The following is a 22,020-nucleotide window of genomic DNA, read 5'->3' on the forward strand; positions in this document are numbered from 1 at the left end:
CGTAAGCAGATGCTTTACAAAGATAACTGCGATTAAGCAGCTTCTTTCGCATCGCGTACAGCAGCCAGAGTACGAACCAGTTTGCCAGCCGAAGCTTCTTTCATGGTTGCCATCAGGCGTGCAATTGCTTCTTCGTAGGTCGGCAGAGTTGCCAGGCGATCGATATTCGATGCCGTAATCAACTCACCTTCAAAGGCTGCGGCTTTGACCTCAAATTTTGCATTCGCTTTCGCGAACTCTTTGAACAGACGAGCAGCAGCGCCCGGGTGTTCCATAGAGTATGCAATCAGGGTCGGACCAACAAACGTGTCTTTCAGGCACTCGAACTGAGTACCTTCAACGACGCGGCGCAGCAGGGTGTTACGAACAACACGCATGTATACGCCAGCTTCACGACCTGCTTTACGCAGTTCAGTCATTTTATCTACAGTTACGCCACGGGAATCCGCAACTACTGCAGACAGCGCGCCTTTGGCTACTTCGCTGACTTCAGCAACAATCGCTTGTTTGTCTTGAAGATTTAAAGCCATTAGCTTTGCTCCTGGATGTTTGCCGGAACTCATGTTCCGGAACTCACTTCACTCCCGCCCAACGGAGAGAGCGTCTAAATACGGTGAGCAGAAACAAGCCAGAGTATCAGAAATAATCTTAGCGTTCTGTCACCGTCTACGCAGGGCATTAAGTTTCTTACGAAACACCTGCGGTCTTCGACGGAGGCCTGGATTAGGCCAGGCTCCAACGAACAAATCTTTTCTATCTGTCGCTATTCAATCTGTAGCGGCGTTGACTGCCTTGCCACAGCCTGAATATCTCGGATATACGTCTGCAATTAGCAGAATACGTGGGGGTAGGATTGTAGACAAAATCACCGCCCACGTAAAGGCGAATATTAGTTCGCCACAGTCGCAGTCAGACCAGACTGATCAACGGCAACGCCAGCACCCATGGTGGTGGAGATGCTAACTTTCTTGATGTACACGCCTTTTGCCTGAGTCGGTTTTGCTTTTTTCAGCGCAACCAGCAGAGCTTCCAGGTTTTCTTTCAGTTTGTCAGCGTCAAAATCCACTTTACCGATGGTGGTGTGGATGATGCCGTTTTTGTCGTTACGGTAACGAACCTGACCAGCTTTAGCATTCTTAACAGCTTCAGCAACGTTAGGAGTTACAGTACCAACTTTCGGGTTTGGCATCAGGCCGCGCGGACCCAGAACCTGACCCAGCTGGCCAACAACGCGCATTGCATCCGGGGAAGCAATAACAACGTCAAAGTTCATTTCGCCTTTCTTGATCTGTTCAGCCAGATCTTCCATACCTACCAGCTCAGCGCCTGCAGCTTTAGCAGCTTCAGCGTTTGCACCCTGGGTAAATACGGCTACGCGAACGGAACGGCCAGTACCGTGCGGCAGTACAGTTGCACCACGTACGTTCTGGTCAGATTTACGAGCATCGATGCCGAGGTTAACAGCAACGTCCACGCTTTCTACGAATTTAGCAGTGGCCAGCTCTTTCAGCAGAGCGATAGCTTCGTTGATGTCATACTGCTTAGTAGCATCAACTTTGTCACGGATCACGGACATGCGCTTGGTCAGTTTAGCCATTTCTTAGTCCTCCACTACCAGGCCCATGGAACGTGCAGTACCTTCAATGGAGCGAGTCATCGCTTCAATGTCGGAACCAGTCATGTCGGCAGCTTTGGTCTGCGCGATTTCCTGCAGCTGAGCGCGGGAAATTTTACCCACTTTGTCTTTGTTCGGCTTGCCGGAACCAGACTTGATACCAGCCGCTTTCTTCAGCAGAACTGCTGCCGGAGGCGTTTTGGTAACGAAAGTGAAAGAACGGTCAGCGTAAACGGTGATAACAACCGGGATTGGCAGACCTTTTTCCATGGAATCAGTTTTAGCGTTGAACGCTTTGCAGAATTCCATGATGTTCACGCCTTGTTGACCCAGTGCAGGACCTACCGGCGGACTCGGGTTAGCCATACCAGCTGCAACCTGCAGCTTGACATAGGCTTGGACTTTCTTAGCCATTCTAAATTCCTCTAGTTGGGTTATAACGCCTCAAGGAGGCTCCCCGTGATTAAATTCGTTTTACGGATAGGATCCATAAAAACAAAAGGCGCGAAATTGTATTCCAATCTCGCGCCTTGTGCAACGATTAAATCGTCGCTTTTTTGATCGGGGTGTTAGGCTTTTTCAACCTGAGCGAAGTCCAGTTCAACTGGAGTCGCACGACCGAAGATAGATACGGAAACTTTCAGACGAGACTTCTCGTAGTCCACTTCTTCAACCACGCCGTTAAAGTCAGCGAACGGACCGTCGCTAACGCGAACCATTTCACCTGGCTCAAACATCGTTTTCGGACGCGGCTTGTCGCCAACCTGCTGCAGACGGTTCATGATCGCATCAACTTCTTTGTCGCTGATCGGCGCCGGACGGTCAGATGTACCGCCGATAAAGCCCATCACACGCGGCACGCTGCGCACCAGGTGCCAGCTTGCGTCATTCATCACCATCTGGACCAATACATAGCCCGGGAAGAATTTACGTTCGCTCTTGCGACGCTGACCGCCACGGATTTCGACCACTTCTTCGGTCGGCACCATGACTTCGCCAAACAACTCTTCCATATTTTGTAACTTGATATATTCGCGCAACGATGTAGCTACGCGGCCTTCAAAACCGGAAAACGCCTGAACGACGTACCAGCGCTTTTTAGGGGCTTCAGACATCTTAGAACCTCAGGCCAGTGATAAAGGATACCAGGCGAACCAGAATACCATCCAGTCCCCACAGGATCAGTGACATTACTGCGGTAACCGCAGCCACAATTAATGTGGTGTGCAATGTTTCCTGGCGAGTTGGCCAAATGACCTTACGGACTTCGGTTCTCGCTTCACGGGCAAAAGCAACGGTCGCTTTACCTTTTGTTGTCAACAGCGCGACACCACCCGCTGCGGCAATCAGAATCACTACGGCCAGCGCACGCAGCGGCAGCATCATGTCACGATAGAGGTAGTTGCCAACGATAGCTACAAGCAGCAATACAGCGACAACAACCCACTTCATCGCTTCCAGGCCGCGCCCGCTTCCTTGAGCTTCGGTATTCGCACTCATAAACCAACCTGTCAGAAGTATTCTACAAACATTTTCACCCCGCGTAAGCGAGGCGATCCAAACCGAAATGCTCTGGTGCGTTTCGGACTAAACGCCCTCTTCAGAGCCTGTCTCAGCAATGATTATGACAAATAAAATCACTGATGAGCCAGGTTCTGGTGTGAAAGCGTGCAAAAAGGGCATCAAATGATGCCCTTTTATTGCGCATTGCGTCAAATGTTATTCGGCAATTAGCTCATTACTTTGGCAACAACGCCCGCACCAACAGTACGGCCGCCTTCACGGATTGCGAAACGCAGACCGTCGTCCATCGCGATTGGGTGGATCAGGGTAACAACCATTTTGATGTTGTCGCCCGGCATTACCATCTCAACGCCTTCCGGCAGTTCGATAGTACCAGTCACGTCAGTAGTACGGAAGTAGAACTGCGGACGGTAGCCTTTGAAGAACGGAGTATGACGGCCGCCTTCGTCTTTGGACAGAATGTACACTTCAGATTCGAACTTGGTGTGCGGCTTGATAGAGCCCGGCTTAGCCAGTACCTGACCACGTTCGATTTCTTCACGTTTGATACCACGCAGCAGAACACCAACGTTCTCACCAGCACGGCCTTCGTCCAGCAGTTTGCGGAACATTTCAACGCCAGTACAGGTAGACTTAGCAGTCTCTTTGATACCAACGATTTCAACTTCTTCACCAACTTTGATGATACCGCGCTCTACACGACCGGTAACAACGGTACCACGACCGGAGATGGAGAATACGTCTTCGATAGGCAGCAGGAACGGCTTGTCAATCGCACGCTCTGGTTCTGGGATGTAAGAATCCAGGAAGCCAGCCAGTTCGATGATTTTCGCTTCCCACTCAGCTTCGCCTTCCAGCGCTTTCAGAGCAGAACCACGAACGATCGGAGTGTCGTCGCCCGGGAAATCGTACTGAGACAGAAGTTCACGAACTTCCATTTCTACCAGTTCCAGCAGCTCTTCGTCATCAACCATGTCGCATTTGTTCAGGAACACGATGATGTACGGAACGCCTACCTGACGACCCAGCAGGATGTGCTCACGAGTCTGCGGCATCGGGCCGTCAGTCGCAGCAACAACCAGGATCGCGCCGTCCATCTGCGCAGCACCGGTGATCATGTTTTTAACATAGTCGGCGTGGCCCGGGCAGTCTACGTGTGCGTAGTGGCGAGTCGGGGTGTCATATTCAACGTGAGAAGTGTTGATGGTGATACCACGAGCTTTTTCTTCCGGCGCGTTATCGATCTGGTCGAATGCACGAGCAGCACCGCCGTAGGTTTTAGCCAGTACGGTAGTGATTGCAGCGGTCAGCGTTGTTTTACCATGGTCAACGTGGCCGATAGTACCGACGTTAACGTGCGGTTTTGTACGTTCAAATTTTTCTTTAGACATCGATTGTCCCTCTAAGACACGGATAAATCGGTGATATCACCACATCAACCAGGCCATATGCCTGAGCTGTTGAATGCTTTTAAAAGTAAACAGAGAGAAACGGGAAGGAGAAGTGAAGTGGTGCTGATACCCAGAGTCGAACTGGGGACCTCACCCTTACCAAGGGTGCGCTCTACCAACTGAGCCATATCAGCACGTCTGGAGCGGGCAGCGGGAATCGAACCCGCATCATCAGCTTGGAAGGCTGAGGTAATAGCCATTATACGATGCCCGCATCCTGAAACTCGGCTACCCAGTTCTTTCTGTAATAAAAAAGAGATTTCTCTCTTTTTTATTCGAGCTGATTAATTTTTTAACCAACTCAGGCAGCGATAACGCTGCCAGAAAGTGGTGGTGGGGGAAGGATTCGAACCTTCGAAGTCTGTGACGGCAGATTTACAGTCTGCTCCCTTTGGCCGCTCGGGAACCCCACCGGACTTGATGGTGCCGACTACCGGAATCGAACTGGTGACCTACTGATTACAAGTCAGTTGCTCTACCTACTGAGCTAAGTCGGCATCAAGTAGCGCGCATTTTATGGAGACATGCGCACTCATGCAACTAAAAAATTGCATAAAATGTTCTATCGCTCACATTTTGCTCTATACGACCGATAAATAATCTATTTCTTCTTCGAATTGAACAAATTTCCAACGTCAGCCGCGCTCCCAGAAGGCATTTTGCTCCCGCATGCCGTTATCAATAGAGAGAAAGTGCATCTTTATACATCTGGAATAGCCGTCACATTGCGTTTCAGGGGACGATTTTTTCTTATTATTCCCTCCCATCTGGTGTTACCCTCCTGCCCATTGTCCAAATTAACTGAAATGTGCGTGCCATTGCGTACCGGGGATGATTTCGTTTTTTACCGCAGACCTGATATAGCAATGACAGCCAGACCATGCGTATGAGTATAAAAGAGCAAGCGTTAACGTCGCCTTACCTACAGTTTGATCGCAACCAGTGGGCTGCGCTTCGTGATTCCGTGCCGATGACTCTGACCGAGGAAGAGATTGCTCGTCTGAAAGGCATTAACGAAGACTTATCGCTGGAAGAAGTTGCTGAGATTTATTTACCATTATCGCGTTTGCTAAATTTTTACATCAGTTCGAACCTGCGGCGTCAGGCTGTGCTGGAGCAATTTTTAGGCACCAACGGCGAGCGTATTCCTTATATTATTAGCATTGCTGGCAGCGTCGCCGTCGGCAAAAGTACGACTGCACGTGTGTTGCAAGCGTTGCTGAGTCGCTGGCCCGAGCATCGTAAGGTTGAGCTGATCACTACCGACGGTTTTCTTCATCCTAACCAGGTGTTGAAAGATCGTGGGCTCATGAAGAAGAAAGGCTTTCCTCAGTCCTATGATATGCACCGTCTGGTTAAATTCGTTTCCGATCTAAAGTCTGGCGTCCCCAACGTTACGGCACCGGTCTATTCTCATCTGATTTATGATGTGATCCCTGATGGCGACAAAACCGTTGCCCAGCCCGACATATTAATCCTCGAAGGGCTCAATGTATTACAAAGCGGGATGGACTATCCTCACGATCCACATCATGTATTTGTTTCTGACTTTGTCGACTTTTCTATTTATGTGGATGCGCCAGAAGAATTACTCCAGACGTGGTATATCAACCGCTTCCTGAAATTCCGCGAAGGGGCATTTACCAACCCAGACTCTTATTTCCATAACTATGCGAAATTGTCGGAAGACGAGGCAATCAACACGGCCACATCGCTGTGGAAAGAAATCAACTGGTTGAATTTAAAACAGAATATTTTACCAACGCGTGAGCGAGCCAGCTTAATCATGACGAAAAGCGCCAATCATGCCGTTGAGCAAGTCAGATTACGAAAATAAAAAATAAAGGGGAGCCATAGCTCCCCTTCTTATTATTCAGCGCTTCTAAGCGATATTTCCCCACCCATCCAGGGTTTTATCACGCCATTTTGTTCGAGTAGTAATGCACCTTGCGCATCTATTCCACGAGATACGCCAAATATTTCTTTATCACCAATAATGAGTTTAACAGGGCGGTCGATAAAGTTATCCAGCGCCCTCCAGCGGGACAAATACGGCGCCAGGCCCTCATGCTCAAACAGTACCAGGGCAGCGCGCAGCTCGCGGATCAGTCGGGCAGCCAGAGTATTGCGGTCAATGGTAATACCCGCCTCCTGCAGATTAATCCAGCCTTGATTAACCACATTCTCCTCAACACGACGCATGGACATGTTTATACCCGCCCCAATAACAATCTGTGCGGCATCGCCCGTTTTTCCGGTGAGTTCAACCAGGATCCCTGCCAGTTTACGGTCGAGCAAATAGAGGTCGTTCGGCCATTTAACACGTACTTTATCCGCGCCCAGATCGCGTAAAACCTCAGCCATGACAATACCAATCACCAGGCTCAGGCCAATCGCGGCTGCCGGTCCTTGTTCCAGTCGCCAGAACATTGAAAGGTACAGATTGGCGCCAAAGGGAGAGAACCATTTACGTCCACGACGACCACGACCGGCCTGCTGATACTCAGCGACGCAGGCGTCCCCTGACTCCAGTTGACCAATTCGATCCATCAGGTACTGATTGGTTGAGTCGATAACCGGCAGGACCGTTATATTCCCGCCATCCAGCTGAGAATAAATAAGTGATGAATCTAATAGCTGGATAGGTTCAGGTAAGCTGTATCCTTTACCAGGGACAGTAAATACATCAACACCCCAGTCACGTAGAGTCTGGACATGTTTATTGATTGCCGCACGGCTCATTCCCAGCTTTTCACCGAGTTGCTCACCAGAGTGAAATTCGCCATCGGCTAATAATGAAATAAGCGTCAGGGGGACGGTATTATCCTTCATGCAACGATCTCCACGGCATTCACTTCACCCAGTGGGCCAATAAACCGGACTTCCGGTTCAAGCCAGACATTGAATTTCTCACCGACTTTTTGGCGTACGTGATGCGCCAGTTGCACCACATCCTGACTCGTAGCATGGCCTGCATTGATCAGCACCAGTGCCTGCTGCTGATGTACCGCTGCGCCACCAATGCGCATGCCTTTTAGCTGACATTGATCGATAAGCCAGCCAGCAGCTAGTTTCACAGAGCCATCAGCCTGCGGGTAATGAGGTGCAGTCGGGAATTTCACCAAGAGCTCCTGCGCAATGTCCGCGGTGACAACCGGGTTTTTAAAGAAACTCCCCGCATTCCCGTTTACTTTTGGATCGGGCAGTTTTGTGGTGCGCATATGGCAAACAGAATCAAAAACCTGCCGAGGCGTTACCGTGGCAGGATCAAGACGCGTCAGGTCACCGTATGTGAGAACGGGTTGCCACTGTTTAGGTAAGCGCAGACCAACAGCTACAATCGCAAAACGATCCTGATACTCATGTTTGAAGATACTGTCACGGTAACCAAATCGGCATTCTGCGGCGCTGACGCGCAGATGTTTGCCGGTCGAAAGCTCTACGCAGTCCACGTATTCGCAGACGCGCCGCAGTTCTACGCCATAGGCACCAATATTCTGGATTGGCGATGAACCCACGCAGCCGGGGATCAGCGCCAGATTTTCCAGCCCGGGCATGCTTTGCTGCAGCGTATGCTCTACCAGATGATGCCAGTTTTCACCCGCGCCTACGTGCAAATGCCACGCATCAGGTTGTTCTGTAATCGCTATTCCCTTGATACGGTTGACGATCACCGTTCCATGGAAGGCATCAAGAAACAGGACGTTACTCCCTTCGCCCAGGATTAGCACTGGATGATGTGATGCATTGGCTGATTGCCAGGCATTTAGTAGTTGTTGCGCATTTTCAGCACAGACAAGCACATTAGCTTGTTGATCGATACCGAAGGTGTTCCAGGCTTTAAGGGAGTGATTCATAGACGCTTTCCTGATGCAAAATCGCGCTTAGTTTACCGTATATGCAGCGGGATGGCTTGTGTTATGGAAGCTTAGGATGTTGCTTTGCAACCGATGAGGCTGCAATCACAGGCAGAATAAGGTTTACAGGCGCTGTATCCGGTAATAACAGACGCTGGCCGGATAAGGCGGCACGCCGCATCCGGCAGTTCTCACTCCCTGCAGACGCAAAAAAGCCCATCCGGCAGGATGGGCTTCTTCACTTGTTTGATGCCTGGCAGTTCCCTACTCTCGCATGGGGAGACCCCACACTACCATCGGCGCTACGGCGTTTCACTTCTGAGTTCGGCATGGGGTCAGGTGGGACCACCGCGCTACAGCCGCCAGGCAAATTCTGTTTATCAACACACCTCTCGGGTCTGTCGATGTAATCTGTAATCAAGCTGAATTTCGATGTCTCATCCGCCAAAACATCTTCGGCGTTGTAAGGTTAAGCCTCACGGTTCATTAGTATCGGTTAGCTCAACGTATCGCTACGCTTACACACCCGACCTATCAACGTCGTCGTCTTCAACGTTCCTTCAGGACCCTTAAAGGGTCAGGGAGAACTCATCTCGGGGCAAGTTTCGTGCTTAGATGCTTTCAGCACTTATCTCTTCCGCATTTAGCTACCGGGCAATGCCATTGGCATGACAACCCGAACACCAGTGATGCGTCCACTCCGGTCCTCTCGTACTAGGAGCAGCCCCCCTCAATTCTCCAGCGCCCACGGCAGATAGGGACCGAACTGTCTCACGACGTTCTAAACCCAGCTCGCGTACCACTTTAAATGGCGAACAGCCATACCCTTGGGACCTACTTCAGCCCCAGGATGTGATGAGCCGACATCGAGGTGCCAAACACCGCCGTCGATATGAACTCTTGGGCGGTATCAGCCTGTTATCCCCGGAGTACCTTTTATCCGTTGAGCGATGGCCCTTCCATTCAGAACCACCGGATCACTAAGACCTGCTTTCGCACCTGCTCGAGCCGTCACTCTCGCAGTCAAGCTAGCTTATGCCTTTGCACTAACCTCCTGATGTCCGACCAGGATTAGCTAACCTTCGTGCTCCTCCGTTACTCTTTAGGAGGAGACCGCCCCAGTCAAACTACCCACCAGACACTGTCCGCAACCCGGATTACGGGTCTACGTTAGAACACCAGCCATTAAAGGGTGGTATTTCAAGGTTGGCTCCATGCAGACTGGCGTCCACACTTCAAAGCCTCCCACCTATCCTACACATCAAGGACCAGTGTTCAGTGTCAAGCTATAGTAAAGGTTCACGGGGTCTTTCCGTCTTGCCGCGGGTACACTGCATCTTCACAGCGAGTTCAATTTCACTGAGTCTCGGGTGGAGACAGCCTGGCCATCATTACGCCATTCGTGCAGGTCGGAACTTACCCGACAAGGAATTTCGCTACCTTAGGACCGTTATAGTTACGGCCGCCGTTTACCGGGGCTTCGATCAAGAGCTTCTCCTTACGGATAACCCCATCAATTAACCTTCCGGCACCGGGCAGGCGTCACACCGTATACGTCCACTTTCGTGTTTGCACAGTGCTGTGTTTTTAATAAACAGTTGCAGCCAGCTGGTATCTTCGACTGATTTCAGCTCCATGAGTAAATCACTTCACCTACATATCAGCGTGCCTTCTCCCGAAGTTACGGCACCATTTTGCCTAGTTCCTTCACCCGAGTTCTCTCAAGCGCCTTGGTATTCTCTACCTGACCACCTGTGTCGGTTTGGGGTACGATTTTGTGTTACCTGATGCTTAGAGGCTTTTCCTGGAAGCAGGGCATTTGTTACTTCAGCACCGTAGTGCCTCGTCATCACACCTCAGCGTTAACAAGACTCCGGATTTACCTGGAATCTCCGCCTACATGCTTAAACCGGGACAACCGTCGCCCGGCTAACATAGCCTTCTCCGTCCCCCCTTCGCAGTAACACCAAGTACAGGAATATTAACCTGTTTCCCATCGACTACGCCTTTCGGCCTCGCCTTAGGGGTCGACTCACCCTGCCCCGATTAACGTTGGACAGGAACCCTTGGTCTTCCGGCGTGCGGGTTTTTCACCCGCATTATCGTTACTTATGTCAGCATTCGCACTTCTGATACCTCCAGCATGCCTCACAGCACACCTTCAACGGCTTACAGAACGCTCCCCTACCCAACAACACATAGTGTCGCTGCCGCAGCTTCGGTGCATGGTTTAGCCCCGTTACATCTTCCGCGCAGGCCGACTCGACCAGTGAGCTATTACGCTTTCTTTAAATGATGGCTGCTTCTAAGCCAACATCCTGGCTGTCTGTGCCTTCCCACATCGTTTCCCACTTAACCATGACTTTGGGACCTTAGCTGGCGGTCTGGGTTGTTTCCCTCTTCACGACGGACGTTAGCACCCGCCGTGTGTCTCCCGTGATAACATTCTTCGGTATTCGCAGTTTGCATCGGGTTGGTAAGTCGGGATGACCCCCTAGCCGAAACAGTGCTCTACCCCCGAAGATGAATTCACGAGGCGCTACCTAAATAGCTTTCGGGGAGAACCAGCTATCTCCCGGTTTGATTGGCCTTTCACCCCCAGCCACAAGTCATCCGCTAATTTTTCAACATTAGTCGGTTCGGTCCTCCAGTTAGTGTTACCCAACCTTCAACCTGCCCATGGCTAGATCACCGGGTTTCGGGTCTATACCCTGCAACTTAACGCCCAGTTAAGACTCGGTTTCCCTTCGGCTCCCCTATTCGGTTAACCTTGCTACAGAATATAAGTCGCTGACCCATTATACAAAAGGTACGCAGTCACCCCATAAAGAGGCTCCCACTGCTTGTACGTACACGGTTTCAGGTTCTTTTTCACTCCCCTCGCCGGGGTTCTTTTCGCCTTTCCCTCACGGTACTGGTTCACTATCGGTCAGTCAGGAGTATTTAGCCTTGGAGGATGGTCCCCCCATATTCAGACAGGATACCACGTGTCCCGCCCTACTCTTCGAGTTCACAACACATGCACTTTTGTGTACGGGGCTGTCACCCTGTATCGCCGGACTTTCCAGACCGTTCCACTACCACACATGCTGATTCAGACTCTGGGCTGCTCCCCGTTCGCTCGCCGCTACTGGGGGAATCTCGGTTGATTTCTTTTCCTCGGGGTACTTAGATGTTTCAGTTCCCCCGGTTCGCTTCATTACGCTATGTATTCACGTAATGATAGTGTGACGAATCACACTGGGTTTCCCCATTCGGAAATCGCCGGTTATAACGGTTCATATCACCTTACCGACGCTTATCGCAGATTAGCACGTCCTTCATCGCCTCTGACTGCCAGGGCATCCACCGTGTACGCTTAGTCGCTTAACCTCACAACCCGAAGATGTTTCGTAAAACACTTCAGTGTTGCGAAAATTTGAGAGACTCGGACACACCGCTTTTCATTTCTTGTTTACGGAGAAATGAAACAGTGTGTCGTTTCAATTTTCAGCTTGATCCAGATTTTTAAAGAGCAAAACTTCGCAGTGAACCTTTTCAGGTACACTCTGAAGTTTTCTTGTGTTTTTGCAGTAAAGGATGGTGGAGCTATGCGGGATCGAACCGCAGACCTCCTGCGTGCAAAGCAGGCGCTCTCCCAGCTGAGCTATAGCCCCATCGTAGTTAAATCTCGTTTAACCTTAATTTCTGTTGAGGCAAGGCGTGGTGACGCGAAGCATACTGAAGTATGTGAGCCTCGCCGCAACGCAGCATCAACAGAAATTTGGTAGGCCTGAGTGGACTTGAACCACCGACCTCACCCTTATCAGGGGTGCGCTCTAACCACCTGAGCTACAAGCCTGCAGAGATTTTCTTACTGCTAATTTTCATCAGACAATCTGTGTGAGCACTACAAAGAACGTTTCTTTAAGGTAAGGAGGTGATCCAACCGCAGGTTCCCCTACGGTTACCTTGTTACGACTTCACCCCAGTCATGAATCACAAAGTGGTAAGCGCCCTCCCGAAGGTTAAGCTACCTACTTCTTTTGCAACCCACTCCCATGGTGTGACGGGCGGTGTGTACAAGGCCCGGGAACGTATTCACCGTGGCATTCTGATCCACGATTACTAGCGATTCCGACTTCATGGAGTCGAGTTGCAGACTCCAATCCGGACTACGACATACTTTATGAGGTCCGCTTGCTCTCGCGAGGTCGCTTCTCTTTGTATATGCCATTGTAGCACGTGTGTAGCCCTACTCGTAAGGGCCATGATGACTTGACGTCATCCCCACCTTCCTCCAGTTTATCACTGGCAGTCTCCTTTGAGTTCCCGACCGAATCGCTGGCAACAAAGGATAAGGGTTGCGCTCGTTGCGGGACTTAACCCAACATTTCACAACACGAGCTGACGACAGCCATGCAGCACCTGTCTCACGGTTCCCGAAGGCACCAAGGCATCTCTGCCAAGTTCCGTGGATGTCAAGAGTAGGTAAGGTTCTTCGCGTTGCATCGAATTAAACCACATGCTCCACCGCTTGTGCGGGCCCCCGTCAATTCATTTGAGTTTTAACCTTGCGGCCGTACTCCCCAGGCGGTCGACTTAACGCGTTAGCTCCGGAAGCCACGCCTCAAGGGCACAACCTCCAAGTCGACATCGTTTACGGCGTGGACTACCAGGGTATCTAATCCTGTTTGCTCCCCACGCTTTCGCACCTGAGCGTCAGTCTTTGTCCAGGGGGCCGCCTTCGCCACCGGTATTCCTCCAGATCTCTACGCATTTCACCGCTACACCTGGAATTCTACCCCCCTCTACAAGACTCTAGCCTGCCAGTTTCGGATGCAGTTCCCAGGTTGAGCCCGGGGATTTCACATCCGACTTGACAGACCGCCTGCGTGCGCTTTACGCCCAGTAATTCCGATTAACGCTTGCACCCTCCGTATTACCGCGGCTGCTGGCACGGAGTTAGCCGGTGCTTCTTCTGCGAGTAACGTCAATTGCTGCGGTTATTAACCACAACACCTTCCTCCTCGCTGAAAGTACTTTACAACCCGAAGGCCTTCTTCATACACGCGGCATGGCTGCATCAGGCTTGCGCCCATTGTGCAATATTCCCCACTGCTGCCTCCCGTAGGAGTCTGGACCGTGTCTCAGTTCCAGTGTGGCTGGTCATCCTCTCAGACCAGCTAGGGATCGTCGCCTAGGTGAGCCGTTACCCCACCTACTAGCTAATCCCATCTGGGCACATCCGATGGCAAGAGGCCCGAAGGTCCCCCTCTTTGGTCTTGCGACGTTATGCGGTATTAGCTACCGTTTCCAGTAGTTATCCCCCTCCATCGGGCAGTTTCCCAGACATTACTCACCCGTCCGCCACTCGTCACCCAAGGAGCAAGCTCCTCTGTGCTACCGTTCGACTTGCATGTGTTAGGCCTGCCGCCAGCGTTCAATCTGAGCCATGATCAAACTCTTCAATTTAAGTTTGATGCTCGTGAATTAAACTTCGTAATGAATTACGTGTTCACTCAGAGACTTGGTATTCATTTTTCGTCTTGCGACGTTAAGAATCCGTATCTTCGAGTGCCCACACAGATTGTCTGATAAATTGTTAAAGAGCAGTGCCGCTTCGCTTTTTCTCAGCGGCGCGGGGTGTGCATATTACGCCATCCCGCTACAGAGTCAAGCGTTTATTTTCGCTTTTCTCCGCTGACCCGGCGGTTTGTAATCCGTTGTTCCGTGTCAGTGGAGGCGCATTATAGGGAGTTATTTCAGGCTGACAAGGGGAAATTTAAAATAATCTTCCGAGTGCCTATTTTTCCACCAAAACAGCCTAAACAGCCAGTTTTTCGAGCGTCTTAAAGCCATAACGCTGCAGCACGGGCAATAATTGTTCGGCTTCTGCCGTCATTGCCATGCAGAATGCGACATTCTCATCAGTTGATTTCGCGTCTGGCGCTTCATGTTCTAATAACCAGGCCGTACGACGCGCAATCGCGGCACCAGAATCCACCAGCCGCGTCCCCTCGGGCAGGACCTGTAAAAGTTCTTCCCGTAATAGAGGGAAATGGGTGCATCCGAGCACCACTGTGTCAGGTGGTTCCGACATCCGCAGCCAAGGGCGCAGGACACGACGCAGTTCTTCCAGAGAAACGGTTTCACCATGCAGCTTCGCTTCCGCCAGTTCCACCAGCTCAGCGGAACCCAGCATCGCTATCTGACATTCGTTAGCAAACCGTGCAATCAACTCATGGGTATATGAACGCTTCACCGTTGCACGCGTAGCCAGCAGTCCCACCACACCATTCGCCGTGAGTCGCGCCGCCGGTTTAATAGCAGGCACCACGCCCACAACCGGAAAGGCAAATTTCTCACGTAATGCAGGGAGCGATACCGTGCTGGCTGTATTACACGCGATGACCGCAAGAGAGAGGGGATAGCGCTGCTGGACCGCAGTCACAATCTCAACAACACGTTCGACGATAAACTCCTCGCTCTTCTCTCCATAAGGAAAGGCGACGTTGTCGAAAGCGTATATATAGTGGAGATCCGGCAGAAGACGCCGGATCTCGTCATAGACCGACAACCCACCGACGCCGGAATCAAACACCAGCACGGTGGGACGCGGATCAGAAAGTGTAGCTGCCAGACAAGGTGTATTCCCGTCCTGCAGTTGCGTAGCCATAAACTGTCTCGTAATCTTTATCGAACAGGTTGGCGATTTTACCACGAACTGTCAGCTGTGAGGTGATTGGATATGACACGCCAAGATCCCATAGGCTAACCCCACCCATTTTTACTGGCTGGTAGGTTACGTAGTCAGTGTCATAACGCGTTCCCAGGTAATGATACGTCAGGCCCCAGTCAAAATCATAAACCTGCCAGTCGAGCTGGTACTTCACCTGGTTTTTAGAACGGCGTGCGAGCGGCTTGTCCGTAATCGCATTGCGCGAATCGACATAATCGTAGCTCAGCGTATGTGCCAACGGCCCGGTATCAAAGTTTGCGGTCGCTTCCACACCTTTAATACGAACTTTACCTTCGTTAAAGTATTTCTCGGTATGCGGGTCGTAATCGATCATGTCGTCAATATCATTACGATATCCGGATACACGCCAGTTCACGCCCGCCGTTAAGCCTTCAAACGCCCCTTCCCATTGCTTACTTTGTTCAGGATCCAGGTTCGAATTGCCGTAATAACCATGCAACTGTCCGAGATTAGGCGCTTTGTAAGATGTACCGTAGGAGGCAATAAAGCGATAGCCTTCAATAAACTCCCATCCGGCGCTGGTCTGCCATGTGCCATGACGGCCAAATTCGGAGTTATCATCACTGCGCGCCGCACCTTCAAAGGTAAAGTCGCCCAGTTGCTGCAACCCGGTCAGGTAGAGACCCGTATTACGCTGATCGTAACCGTCCGTGACATACCCGGTGCCAGGCGTCGTGGTTTGCTTTTGCCAGTCAACGCCTGCGCCTACGTTACCGTGACCAAGCACCATACTGTTGGACCACTGAACATTATATTGCTTCATATCATCCAGTGTGGCCGAGGAGTCATAGCGGCCATAATCCGGATCATAGTTGTAATCTTTACTATGGCTATAGCTGGAAACCAGTTGTGACTGGATAAGCTCGCCATTAAAGCGCAGCCCGGCATCCCAGCTTTGGCTATAGAGCTGACGGGTATCCACTAACGGCGTCCCAGGATAATAATACGCGTCATAATCTGTTCGGTTATCATAGCCGTAGCCGCGAACAAACCCGCTCCATGTATCGGAAAAGTTATGTTCCAGCGCGCCATATAGCGTCTTACTTAAGAAACCGTCTTTGTCGGGCTGAGCCTGAGAGCCAGTGCTACCGTATGCGACAACATCAAAACCTTTGGTATAGGCATAATCGCCCATTAATGTGACGCGCGTATTTTCGCCAAGCTGTTGTTGGGTTGAGACATCGTAATTCTGATACCCATTGCTCCCCACACCGGCAGTGAGTTCCGTCCCCAGCTTTTCACGCGTGGTAATGATATTCACCACACCGCCAATCGCATCAGAACCATAAACCGCCGAACGCGGCCCACGAATGTATTCGATACGTTGCACTAACGAGACTGGGAACTGGCTAAGATCGGCTGCGCCGCTAACCCCTGCCAGGTTCAGACGCACGCCGTCAATCAACACCAGCACATGGCTGGCGTTGGTGCCGCGAATAGAAATAGACGAATTTTGTCCCATACCACCGTATTGGGCGATATCCACGCCCGGCAGGCGACGAAGCACATCATTGACGGAAGTGGATTGCCAGCGATCGATATCCTGACGCGTAACAACGGTGATAGGGGCAAGTACAGCGCTACGAGGCTGCTGAAAACGGTTGGCAGTGACGACGAGAGTATCTGGGCTAGTGTCCTGTGCCCAACCAGAAAATGCCGTGACGGAGAGCGCCGTCAGCAGCGAAGCTTTTTTAATCATTGTAAAGCATCCACAATATAAGAAGGATGCCGCAGGTCCCACCGATAGTACGCGATGATGAAAGCCAGATGCGACGTTAGCCGGCAGGTCTTCGGGCTTGGAGGCAACTTAAAGAGATGATGACTTCCCACGGCAAGCCGCAGTGTCTGCACCAGGTGCGCTCATCCCCTACCTTCCTTACCGCTGCGCGTCAGCTCCAGATTCACACTGGATTCCCTTTTAACTCACAGGACCGGAAAACGGATGCTACAGTTTGTTACAACCTGGTGTCCAGACCGCGCATCACAATATCGGAAATCATCAATGACTGGACATCTGTTGAGCAATCCCTACAATCCCCGCGTACTTTTATTTTTCAGGACGCATCATGACCCCCGAACACCTTCCGACAGAACAGTACGACGCCCAGTTAGCTGAAAAAGTAGTGCGTCTGCAGAGCTTAATGACGCCATTTTATGCACAGGCTCCGGAAGTGTTTCGCTCGCCGGTCAGCCACTACCGTATGCGCGCGGAATTTCGTCTGTGGCATGACGGGGATGATCTGTACCACATCATGTTCGACAGCCAGACCAAAAGCCGTATCCGCGTCGACAGTTTCCCGGCGGCCAGCGAGCTTATCAACACGCTGATGACGGCAATGATCGACGGCGTTCGCAACAACCACGTCCTGCGCCACAAACTGTTCCAGATTGATTACCTCACTACCCTGAGCGATCAGGCGGTGGTATCGATGCTGTACCATAAAAAGCTGGATGATGAATGGCGTCAGGAAGCTGAAGCGCTGCGGGATGCGTTACGGGCGCAAAACCTGAACGTGCATCTGATTGGCCGGGCAACCAAAACCAAAATCGAGCTGGACCAGGATTACATTGACGAACGCTTGCCGGTTGCGGGTAAAGAGATTATCTACCGCCAGGTTGAGAACAGCTTCACCCAGCCGAATGCCGCCATGAATATTCAGATGCTGGAATGGGCGATTGATGTCACCAGGGGATCAAAAGGCGACCTGCTTGAGCTGTACTGCGGCAATGGCAATTTCTCGTTAGCCCTCGCACAAAACTTCAACCGCGTGCTGGCCACTGAAATCGCTAAACCGTCCGTGGCTGCAGCGCAATACAACATTGCGGCTAACCATATTGATAACGTACAAATTATCCGCATGGCGGCCGAAGAGTTTACTCAGGCGATGAACGGGGTTCGTGAGTTCAACCGTTTGCAGGGGATCGATCTGAAGAGTTACCAGTGTGAAACCATTTTCGTTGACCCACCGCGCAGCGGTCTGGACAGCGAAACAGAGAAAATGGTGCAGGCGTACCCGCGAATTCTGTACATCTCCTGTAACCCGGAGACATTGTGTAAGAACCTGGAAACGTTAAGCCAGACGCACAATGTTTCACGCCTGGCTCTGTTCGATCAGTTCCCGTATACGCACCATATGGAGTGCGGAGTATTACTGACTGCAAAGTAAATGATGTTCTGGCCGGGGGCGCTTCGCTTGCCCGGCCTACAAATATTACTCCACGATTTCCTGTCTACGGTTACGCACTTTAAAGCCGATCCAGAACACCAGAATCACAGACAGAACCGCTGGGAAGAAGTTTGAGCCAATATCTGGATATTCAGCGCGTACCACAGTGCTGTACAACAGAACGCCGAGAATAAAACAGGCGGCGGCCAGGCCCGGTAACCCCACAGGCATGGTGCGGTTTTGATAGCGTTGATGCAGACAATAAACCGTCAGCACCAGCGAAATAATTGGGAATACTGAGAATGGCACAATGGAGCTAAACAGCGCCGCAAATGTGCCATTGATCGATAAGCCAGCAACCAGCGCCAGCAGCAGCGTACCTTTATCTTGACCTGACTGTTTCATTGCTCGTCCTTCTCGTTACTCGGAGTGATGCGTCATCTTCTCTTGTTCACGGCGGTACCAATAAAATGCGCCCTTCGCGATCATGCGCAGTTGCAATACCAGCCGTTCTTCCAGCTGTCGACGCTGCTCGGCGCCAACATCCAGTGCTTCTGCCCCGGCGCTGAACACAATGGTGACCATGGCTTCGGCCTGCGCTTCAGTAAACGCACGAGGCATATGGTTTTCGAGTTCGAGATAGTCCGCAAGTTCCGCAATGAAGTGCTGAATTTCACGAGCGACCGCTGCGCGAAACGCCGCGGAGGTTCCCGAACGCTCGCGCAATAATAAACGGAAGGCGTTGGGATTGTTGCCGATGAACTCCATAAATGTTGAGACCGAGGTGCGGATCACACTCCCGCCCTTCGCGATACGCTGACGCGCCTGACGCATCAACTGACGCAGCATCAAACCACTCTCATCCACCATCGTCAGGCCGAGTTCATCCACATCGCGGAAATGGCGATAAAACGAGGTTGGCGCAATGCCCGCTTCACGAGCGACTTCGCGTAAACTGAGGCTGGCAAAACTACGCTCAGCGCTGAGTTGACTAAATGCGGCTTCTACCAGCGAACGCCGGGTTTTTTCTTTTTGTTGCGCTCTAACGCCCATCACGATGTCTGAATCCTTCCACATACCTTGCTGGCACTATACCAGAGATTAGGCGGTTGGCATGGCTTTGTGAATGATTGTTTACGCGCAGTTTGTGCTTCGAGTTCGCAAAAAAGCACAACGATAATTGGGTTATCCCGACAACGATGTTACTATTCTGTTGCTTTTATGTATAAGAACAGGTAAGCCTGACCATGTCACATTCCTACGATTACGATGCAATAGTAATAGGTTCCGGTCCCGGCGGCGAAGGCGCTGCAATGGGTCTGGTTAAGCAAGGAGCGCGCGTCGCGGTGATTGAGCGCTATCATAACGTCGGCGGAGGCTGTACCCACTGGGGGACCATCCCGTCGAAAGCCCTCCGCCACGCCGTCAGCCGTATTATTGAATTCAATCAGAACCCACTTTACAGCGACCACTCCCGACTCCTTCGTTCTTCTTTCGCCGATATTCTCAACCACGCTGATAACGTTATTAATCAGCAAACGCGTATGCGGCAAGGATTTTACGAGCGCAACCACTGTGAAATTTTGCAGGGAAATGCCCGTTTTGTTGATGAACACACACTCGCCCTTGAATGCCACGACGGCACGGTGGAAACGCTGACCGCGGATAAGTTCATCATCGCCTGTGGTTCACGCCCCTATCATCCGGTGGATGTCGACTTTTCCCATCCCCGGGTTTATGACAGCGACTCTATCCTGAGCCTGCACCATGAACCCCGCCATGTTTTGATTTATGGCGCGGGAGTAATTGGCTGCGAATATGCGTCGATCTTCCGTGGAATGGACGTCAAAGTCGATTTAATCAACACTCGCGATCGTCTGCTTGCGTTCCTCGATCAAGAGATGTCCGACTCGCTCTCTTACCACTTCTGGAACAGCGGTGTGGTCATTCGCCACAACGAAGAGTACGAGAAGATTGAAGGTTGCGATGACGGCGTCATCATGCATCTGAAATCCGGTAAGAAACTGAAAGCCGACTGCCTGTTGTACGCCAATGGCCGTACCGGTAATACCGATTCGCTGGCGCTGGAAAATATTGGGTTGAAAACCGACAGCCGCGGACAGTTGAAGGTCAACAGCATGTACCAGACGGCGCTGCCGCACGTGTATGCCGTAGGAGATGTGATCGGCTATCCGAGTCTGGCATCGGCGGCCTACGATCAGGGACGCATTGCCGCCCAGGCATTGGTAAAAGGCGAAGCTACCGCGCATCTGATTGAAGATATCCCGACCGGAATTTATACCATTCCGGAAATCAGCTCCGTCGGGAAAACCGAGCAGCAGCTCACGGCCATGAAAGTTCCATACGAGGTTGGCCGCGCCCAGTTTAAACATCTGGCACGTGCGCAAATCGTGGGTATGAGTGTCGGAACGCTGAAGATCCTGTTCCATCGCGAAACGAAAGAGATTCTGGGGATCCACTGCTTTGGGGAACGCGCGGCCGAAATTATTCACATCGGTCAGGCGATAATGGAGCAAAAAGGTGGTGGTAACACCATCGAATACTTCGTTAACACCACCTTTAACTACCCAACCATGGCGGAAGCCTATCGGGTAGCAGCGCTAAATGGCTTAAACCGCCTGTTTTAACGCACTGTCGAAATGGCCATCCATTGACCCACGGATGGCCTCTGCCAGCTGTTCATAACGGCTGCGCAGCGGCGAACCTGGACGATACACCAGGCCAATCGTACGGCGCGGTTCAGGCTTGATGCAGGGCAGATAGACAACGCCATCACGCTTACGCTCCGGCGGCACGGCCAGCGCGGGCAGTAAGGTAATACCGCTGCCTGCCGCCACCATGTTACGCAGCGTTTCCAGACTGGTCGCCCGGAAATGGGTATCCTCATCGGCACCCGCTTCAAAGCAGAAGCCCATCGCCTGATCGCGCAGGCAGTGGCCATCCTCTAGCATCAGCAGTTTCTCACCCGCCAGATCGGACATCGGCACACAGTCGCGGTTTGCCCATGGGTGATCTTCATAGATCGCCAGCAGCATAGGCTCATCAAATAACGGTACTTCGATGAACGCCTCACTCTCTTTCACCAGCGCCAGAATGACGCAGTCGAGCTTACCGCTATCCAGTTGCGCCAACAGCTGATGCGTCTGCGCCTCATGGAGATACATTTCCAGTTTTGGGAAGGTCTGGTGCAACATAGGAATAATATGCGGCAGCAGGTATGGCCCCACCGTTGGGATCAAACCAATATGCAGCGGTCCAGACATTGTCTCGCCTTGTTGGCTTGCCATCTCCTTGAGCACTTTGACCTCGCGCAGCACGGTGCGCGCCTGATCCACCAGCAGTAAACCTGCCTGAGTGAACAGCACTTTGCGACTCGTACGCTCCAGCAGCATGACGCCAAGCTCATCTTCCAGCTTGCGGATCTGTCCGCTCAGCGTTGGTTGACTAACGTGACAGGAGTCTGCTGCTCGTCGGAAGTGACGATGTTCGGCTAGCGCCACCAGGTATTCAAGATCACGAATATTCATTATTCATCCTCCATCGCCACGATAGTTCGTAGCGATAGGTAGAATAGCAACGAACGATTATCCCTATCAAGCTTTCTGTTTAATAATGCACCACAGAAACGGAACGGTACCCCTTT

Annotated in this window: 16 protein-coding genes, 6 tRNA genes, 3 rRNA genes, 1 pseudogene and 1 riboswitch; of the genes and pseudogenes, 4 read left to right on the forward strand and 22 right to left on the reverse strand. The window is 51.6% G+C overall.

Translation table 11 applies throughout. The features are described 5' to 3' along the window. Nucleotides 1-32 precede the first annotated feature (32 nt). From rplJ to HV314_RS23850, 10 genes are all read right to left on the reverse strand, one after another. On the reverse strand, nucleotides 33-530 hold the full coding sequence (rplJ, locus tag HV314_RS23805) for a 50S ribosomal protein L10 (RefSeq protein WP_005132895.1): 498 nt from the start codon (nucleotides 528-530) through the stop codon (nucleotides 33-35). Nucleotides 531-889: 359 nt separating this feature from the next. Further along, nucleotides 890-1,597 (reverse strand): 50S ribosomal protein L1, encoded by a 708-nt coding sequence (gene rplA, locus HV314_RS23810; RefSeq protein ID WP_016155300.1) that lies wholly within the window; start codon nucleotides 1,595-1,597, stop codon nucleotides 890-892. Between the two features lie 3 nt (nucleotides 1,598-1,600). Then, nucleotides 1,601-2,029, reverse strand: a complete 429-nt coding sequence (gene rplK / locus HV314_RS23815) for a 50S ribosomal protein L11 (protein WP_003033122.1) — start codon at nucleotides 2,027-2,029, stop codon at nucleotides 1,601-1,603. A gap of 155 nt (nucleotides 2,030-2,184) precedes the next feature. Next, on the reverse strand, nucleotides 2,185-2,730 hold the full coding sequence (gene nusG / locus HV314_RS23820) for a transcription termination/antitermination protein NusG (protein ID WP_003033125.1): 546 nt from the start codon (nucleotides 2,728-2,730) through the stop codon (nucleotides 2,185-2,187). A 1-nt stretch (nucleotide 2,731) separates the two neighbouring features. Next, nucleotides 2,732-3,115, reverse strand: coding sequence for a preprotein translocase subunit SecE (gene secE, locus HV314_RS23825; protein ID WP_003033128.1), 384 nt, complete (start codon nucleotides 3,113-3,115; stop codon nucleotides 2,732-2,734). A 230-nt stretch (nucleotides 3,116-3,345) separates the two neighbouring features. Then, complete coding sequence (gene tuf, locus HV314_RS23830) at nucleotides 3,346-4,530, reverse strand: elongation factor Tu (protein ID WP_003031109.1); 1,185 nt, start codon at nucleotides 4,528-4,530, stop codon at nucleotides 3,346-3,348. 118 nt (nucleotides 4,531-4,648) lie between these two features. Beyond that, nucleotides 4,649-4,724 (reverse strand) — tRNA-Thr (locus tag HV314_RS23835). Between the two features lie 5 nt (nucleotides 4,725-4,729). Beyond that, nucleotides 4,730-4,804, reverse strand: a tRNA-Gly gene (locus HV314_RS23840). A 114-nt stretch (nucleotides 4,805-4,918) separates the two neighbouring features. After that, nucleotides 4,919-5,003 (reverse strand) — tRNA-Tyr (locus HV314_RS23845). 8 nt (nucleotides 5,004-5,011) lie between these two features. Further along, nucleotides 5,012-5,087: transfer RNA gene (locus HV314_RS23850), tRNA-Thr, on the reverse strand. Nucleotides 5,088-5,106: 19 nt separating this feature from the next. Between HV314_RS23850 and HV314_RS27460 the strand changes: the two are divergent. Continuing rightward, a pseudogene (locus HV314_RS27460) lies at nucleotides 5,107-5,187 on the forward strand (hypothetical protein); the annotation flags it as partial. A 289-nt stretch (nucleotides 5,188-5,476) separates the two neighbouring features. Continuing rightward, the gene (coaA, locus tag HV314_RS23855; RefSeq protein WP_003031107.1) at nucleotides 5,477-6,427 is read left to right on the forward strand and encodes a type I pantothenate kinase; all 951 of its coding nucleotides are present in this window, start codon (nucleotides 5,477-5,479) and stop codon (nucleotides 6,425-6,427) included. A gap of 32 nt (nucleotides 6,428-6,459) precedes the next feature. On the opposite strand, the gene birA is transcribed toward coaA, so the two are convergent. The 9 genes from birA to btuB all read right to left on the reverse strand — a co-directional run bounded on the left by birA (nucleotide 6,460) and on the right by btuB (nucleotide 16,888). Beyond that, entirely contained in the window at nucleotides 6,460-7,422 is a 963-nt protein-coding gene (birA, locus tag HV314_RS23860) for a bifunctional biotin--[acetyl-CoA-carboxylase] ligase/biotin operon repressor BirA (RefSeq protein WP_047498825.1), read from the reverse strand. After that, nucleotides 7,419-8,447, reverse strand: a complete 1,029-nt coding sequence (gene murB, locus HV314_RS23865; RefSeq protein ID WP_047359268.1) for a UDP-N-acetylmuramate dehydrogenase — start codon at nucleotides 8,445-8,447, stop codon at nucleotides 7,419-7,421. The genes birA and murB overlap by 4 nt, the downstream gene beginning before the upstream one ends. A 251-nt stretch (nucleotides 8,448-8,698) precedes the next feature. Next, nucleotides 8,699-8,814, reverse strand: a 5S ribosomal RNA gene (rrf, locus tag HV314_RS23870). Nucleotides 8,815-8,912: 98 nt separating this feature from the next. Beyond that, nucleotides 8,913-11,819: ribosomal RNA gene (locus HV314_RS23875) — 23S ribosomal RNA — on the reverse strand. A 208-nt stretch (nucleotides 11,820-12,027) separates the two neighbouring features. Further along, nucleotides 12,028-12,103: transfer RNA gene (locus HV314_RS23880), tRNA-Ala, on the reverse strand. Nucleotides 12,104-12,211: 108 nt separating this feature from the next. Continuing rightward, nucleotides 12,212-12,288 (reverse strand) — tRNA-Ile (locus tag HV314_RS23885). 71 nt (nucleotides 12,289-12,359) lie between these two features. Then, a 16S ribosomal RNA gene (locus tag HV314_RS23890) occupies nucleotides 12,360-13,901 on the reverse strand. The 16S, 23S and 5S rRNA genes sit together here with 2 tRNA genes alongside, the layout of an rRNA operon. A 352-nt stretch (nucleotides 13,902-14,253) precedes the next feature. After that, nucleotides 14,254-15,105, reverse strand: a complete 852-nt coding sequence (murI, locus tag HV314_RS23895) for a glutamate racemase (RefSeq protein WP_016157938.1) — start codon at nucleotides 15,103-15,105, stop codon at nucleotides 14,254-14,256. Next, nucleotides 15,050-16,888 carry a TonB-dependent vitamin B12 receptor BtuB gene (gene btuB, locus HV314_RS23900; protein ID WP_181546865.1) on the reverse strand — a complete coding sequence of 613 codons (1,839 nt, stop codon included), beginning with the start codon at nucleotides 16,886-16,888 and terminating at the stop codon, nucleotides 15,050-15,052. The genes murI and btuB overlap by 56 nt, the downstream gene beginning before the upstream one ends. A gap of 65 nt (nucleotides 16,889-16,953) precedes the next feature. Next, nucleotides 16,954-17,140, reverse strand: a riboswitch (cobalamin riboswitch). A gap of 115 nt (nucleotides 17,141-17,255) precedes the next feature. Here btuB and trmA point away from each other — a divergent pair. Further along, a complete protein-coding gene (gene trmA, locus HV314_RS23905) occupies nucleotides 17,256-18,356 on the forward strand; it encodes a tRNA (uridine(54)-C5)-methyltransferase TrmA (protein WP_019077891.1) in 1,101 nt (366 codons plus the stop codon). A 45-nt stretch (nucleotides 18,357-18,401) separates the two neighbouring features. On the opposite strand, the gene HV314_RS23910 is transcribed toward trmA, so the two are convergent. Then, the gene (locus HV314_RS23910) at nucleotides 18,402-18,761 is read right to left on the reverse strand and encodes a YijD family membrane protein (protein WP_016155292.1); all 360 of its coding nucleotides are present in this window, start codon (nucleotides 18,759-18,761) and stop codon (nucleotides 18,402-18,404) included. A 15-nt stretch (nucleotides 18,762-18,776) separates the two neighbouring features. After that, nucleotides 18,777-19,412 carry an HTH-type transcriptional repressor FabR gene (gene fabR, locus HV314_RS23915; protein WP_003028862.1) on the reverse strand — a complete coding sequence of 212 codons (636 nt, stop codon included), beginning with the start codon at nucleotides 19,410-19,412 and terminating at the stop codon, nucleotides 18,777-18,779. Between the two features lie 191 nt (nucleotides 19,413-19,603). Between fabR and sthA the strand changes: the two genes are divergently transcribed. Next, nucleotides 19,604-21,004, forward strand: coding sequence for a Si-specific NAD(P)(+) transhydrogenase (gene sthA / locus HV314_RS23920; protein WP_016155291.1), 1,401 nt, complete (start codon nucleotides 19,604-19,606; stop codon nucleotides 21,002-21,004). Here sthA and oxyR read toward each other — a convergent pair. Beyond that, on the reverse strand, nucleotides 20,987-21,904 hold the full coding sequence (gene oxyR, locus HV314_RS23925; protein WP_003028858.1) for a DNA-binding transcriptional regulator OxyR: 918 nt from the start codon (nucleotides 21,902-21,904) through the stop codon (nucleotides 20,987-20,989). The two genes, sthA and oxyR, sit on opposite strands and share 18 nt — an antisense overlap. Nucleotides 21,905-22,020: the final 116 nt, after the last annotated feature.

Source organism: Citrobacter sp. RHBSTW-00887 (genome assembly GCF_013728095.1).
GTDB lineage: Bacteria > Pseudomonadota > Gammaproteobacteria > Enterobacterales > Enterobacteriaceae > Citrobacter > Citrobacter braakii.

What these genes read in the sequence shown, in the direction of transcription:
- rplJ (WP_005132895.1), bottom strand. Translation starts at nt 530, where the DNA reads ATGGCTTTAAATCTTCAAGACAAACAAGCGATTGTTGCTGAAGTCAGC.
- rplA (WP_016155300.1), bottom strand. Translation starts at nt 1,597, where the DNA reads ATGGCTAAACTGACCAAGCGCATGTCCGTGATCCGTGACAAAGTTGAT.
- rplK (WP_003033122.1), bottom strand. Translation starts at nt 2,029, where the DNA reads ATGGCTAAGAAAGTCCAAGCCTATGTCAAGCTGCAGGTTGCAGCTGGT.
- nusG (WP_003033125.1), bottom strand. Translation starts at nt 2,730, where the DNA reads ATGTCTGAAGCCCCTAAAAAGCGCTGGTACGTCGTTCAGGCGTTTTCC.
- secE (WP_003033128.1), bottom strand. Translation starts at nt 3,115, where the DNA reads ATGAGTGCGAATACCGAAGCTCAAGGAAGCGGGCGCGGCCTGGAAGCG.
- tuf (WP_003031109.1), bottom strand. Translation starts at nt 4,530, where the DNA reads ATGTCTAAAGAAAAATTTGAACGTACAAAACCGCACGTTAACGTCGGT.
- coaA (WP_003031107.1), top strand. Translation starts at nt 5,477, where the DNA reads ATGAGTATAAAAGAGCAAGCGTTAACGTCGCCTTACCTACAGTTTGAT.
- birA (WP_047498825.1), bottom strand. Translation starts at nt 7,422, where the DNA reads ATGAAGGATAATACCGTCCCCCTGACGCTTATTTCATTATTAGCCGAT.
- murB (WP_047359268.1), bottom strand. Translation starts at nt 8,447, where the DNA reads ATGAATCACTCCCTTAAAGCCTGGAACACCTTCGGTATCGATCAACAA.
- murI (WP_016157938.1), bottom strand. Translation starts at nt 15,105, where the DNA reads ATGGCTACGCAACTGCAGGACGGGAATACACCTTGTCTGGCAGCTACA.
- btuB (WP_181546865.1), bottom strand. Translation starts at nt 16,888, where the DNA reads ATGATTAAAAAAGCTTCGCTGCTGACGGCGCTCTCCGTCACGGCATTT.
- trmA (WP_019077891.1), top strand. Translation starts at nt 17,256, where the DNA reads ATGACCCCCGAACACCTTCCGACAGAACAGTACGACGCCCAGTTAGCT.
- HV314_RS23910 (WP_016155292.1), bottom strand. Translation starts at nt 18,761, where the DNA reads ATGAAACAGTCAGGTCAAGATAAAGGTACGCTGCTGCTGGCGCTGGTT.
- sthA (WP_016155291.1), top strand. Translation starts at nt 19,604, where the DNA reads ATGTCACATTCCTACGATTACGATGCAATAGTAATAGGTTCCGGTCCC.
- oxyR (WP_003028858.1), bottom strand. Translation starts at nt 21,904, where the DNA reads ATGAATATTCGTGATCTTGAATACCTGGTGGCGCTAGCCGAACATCGT.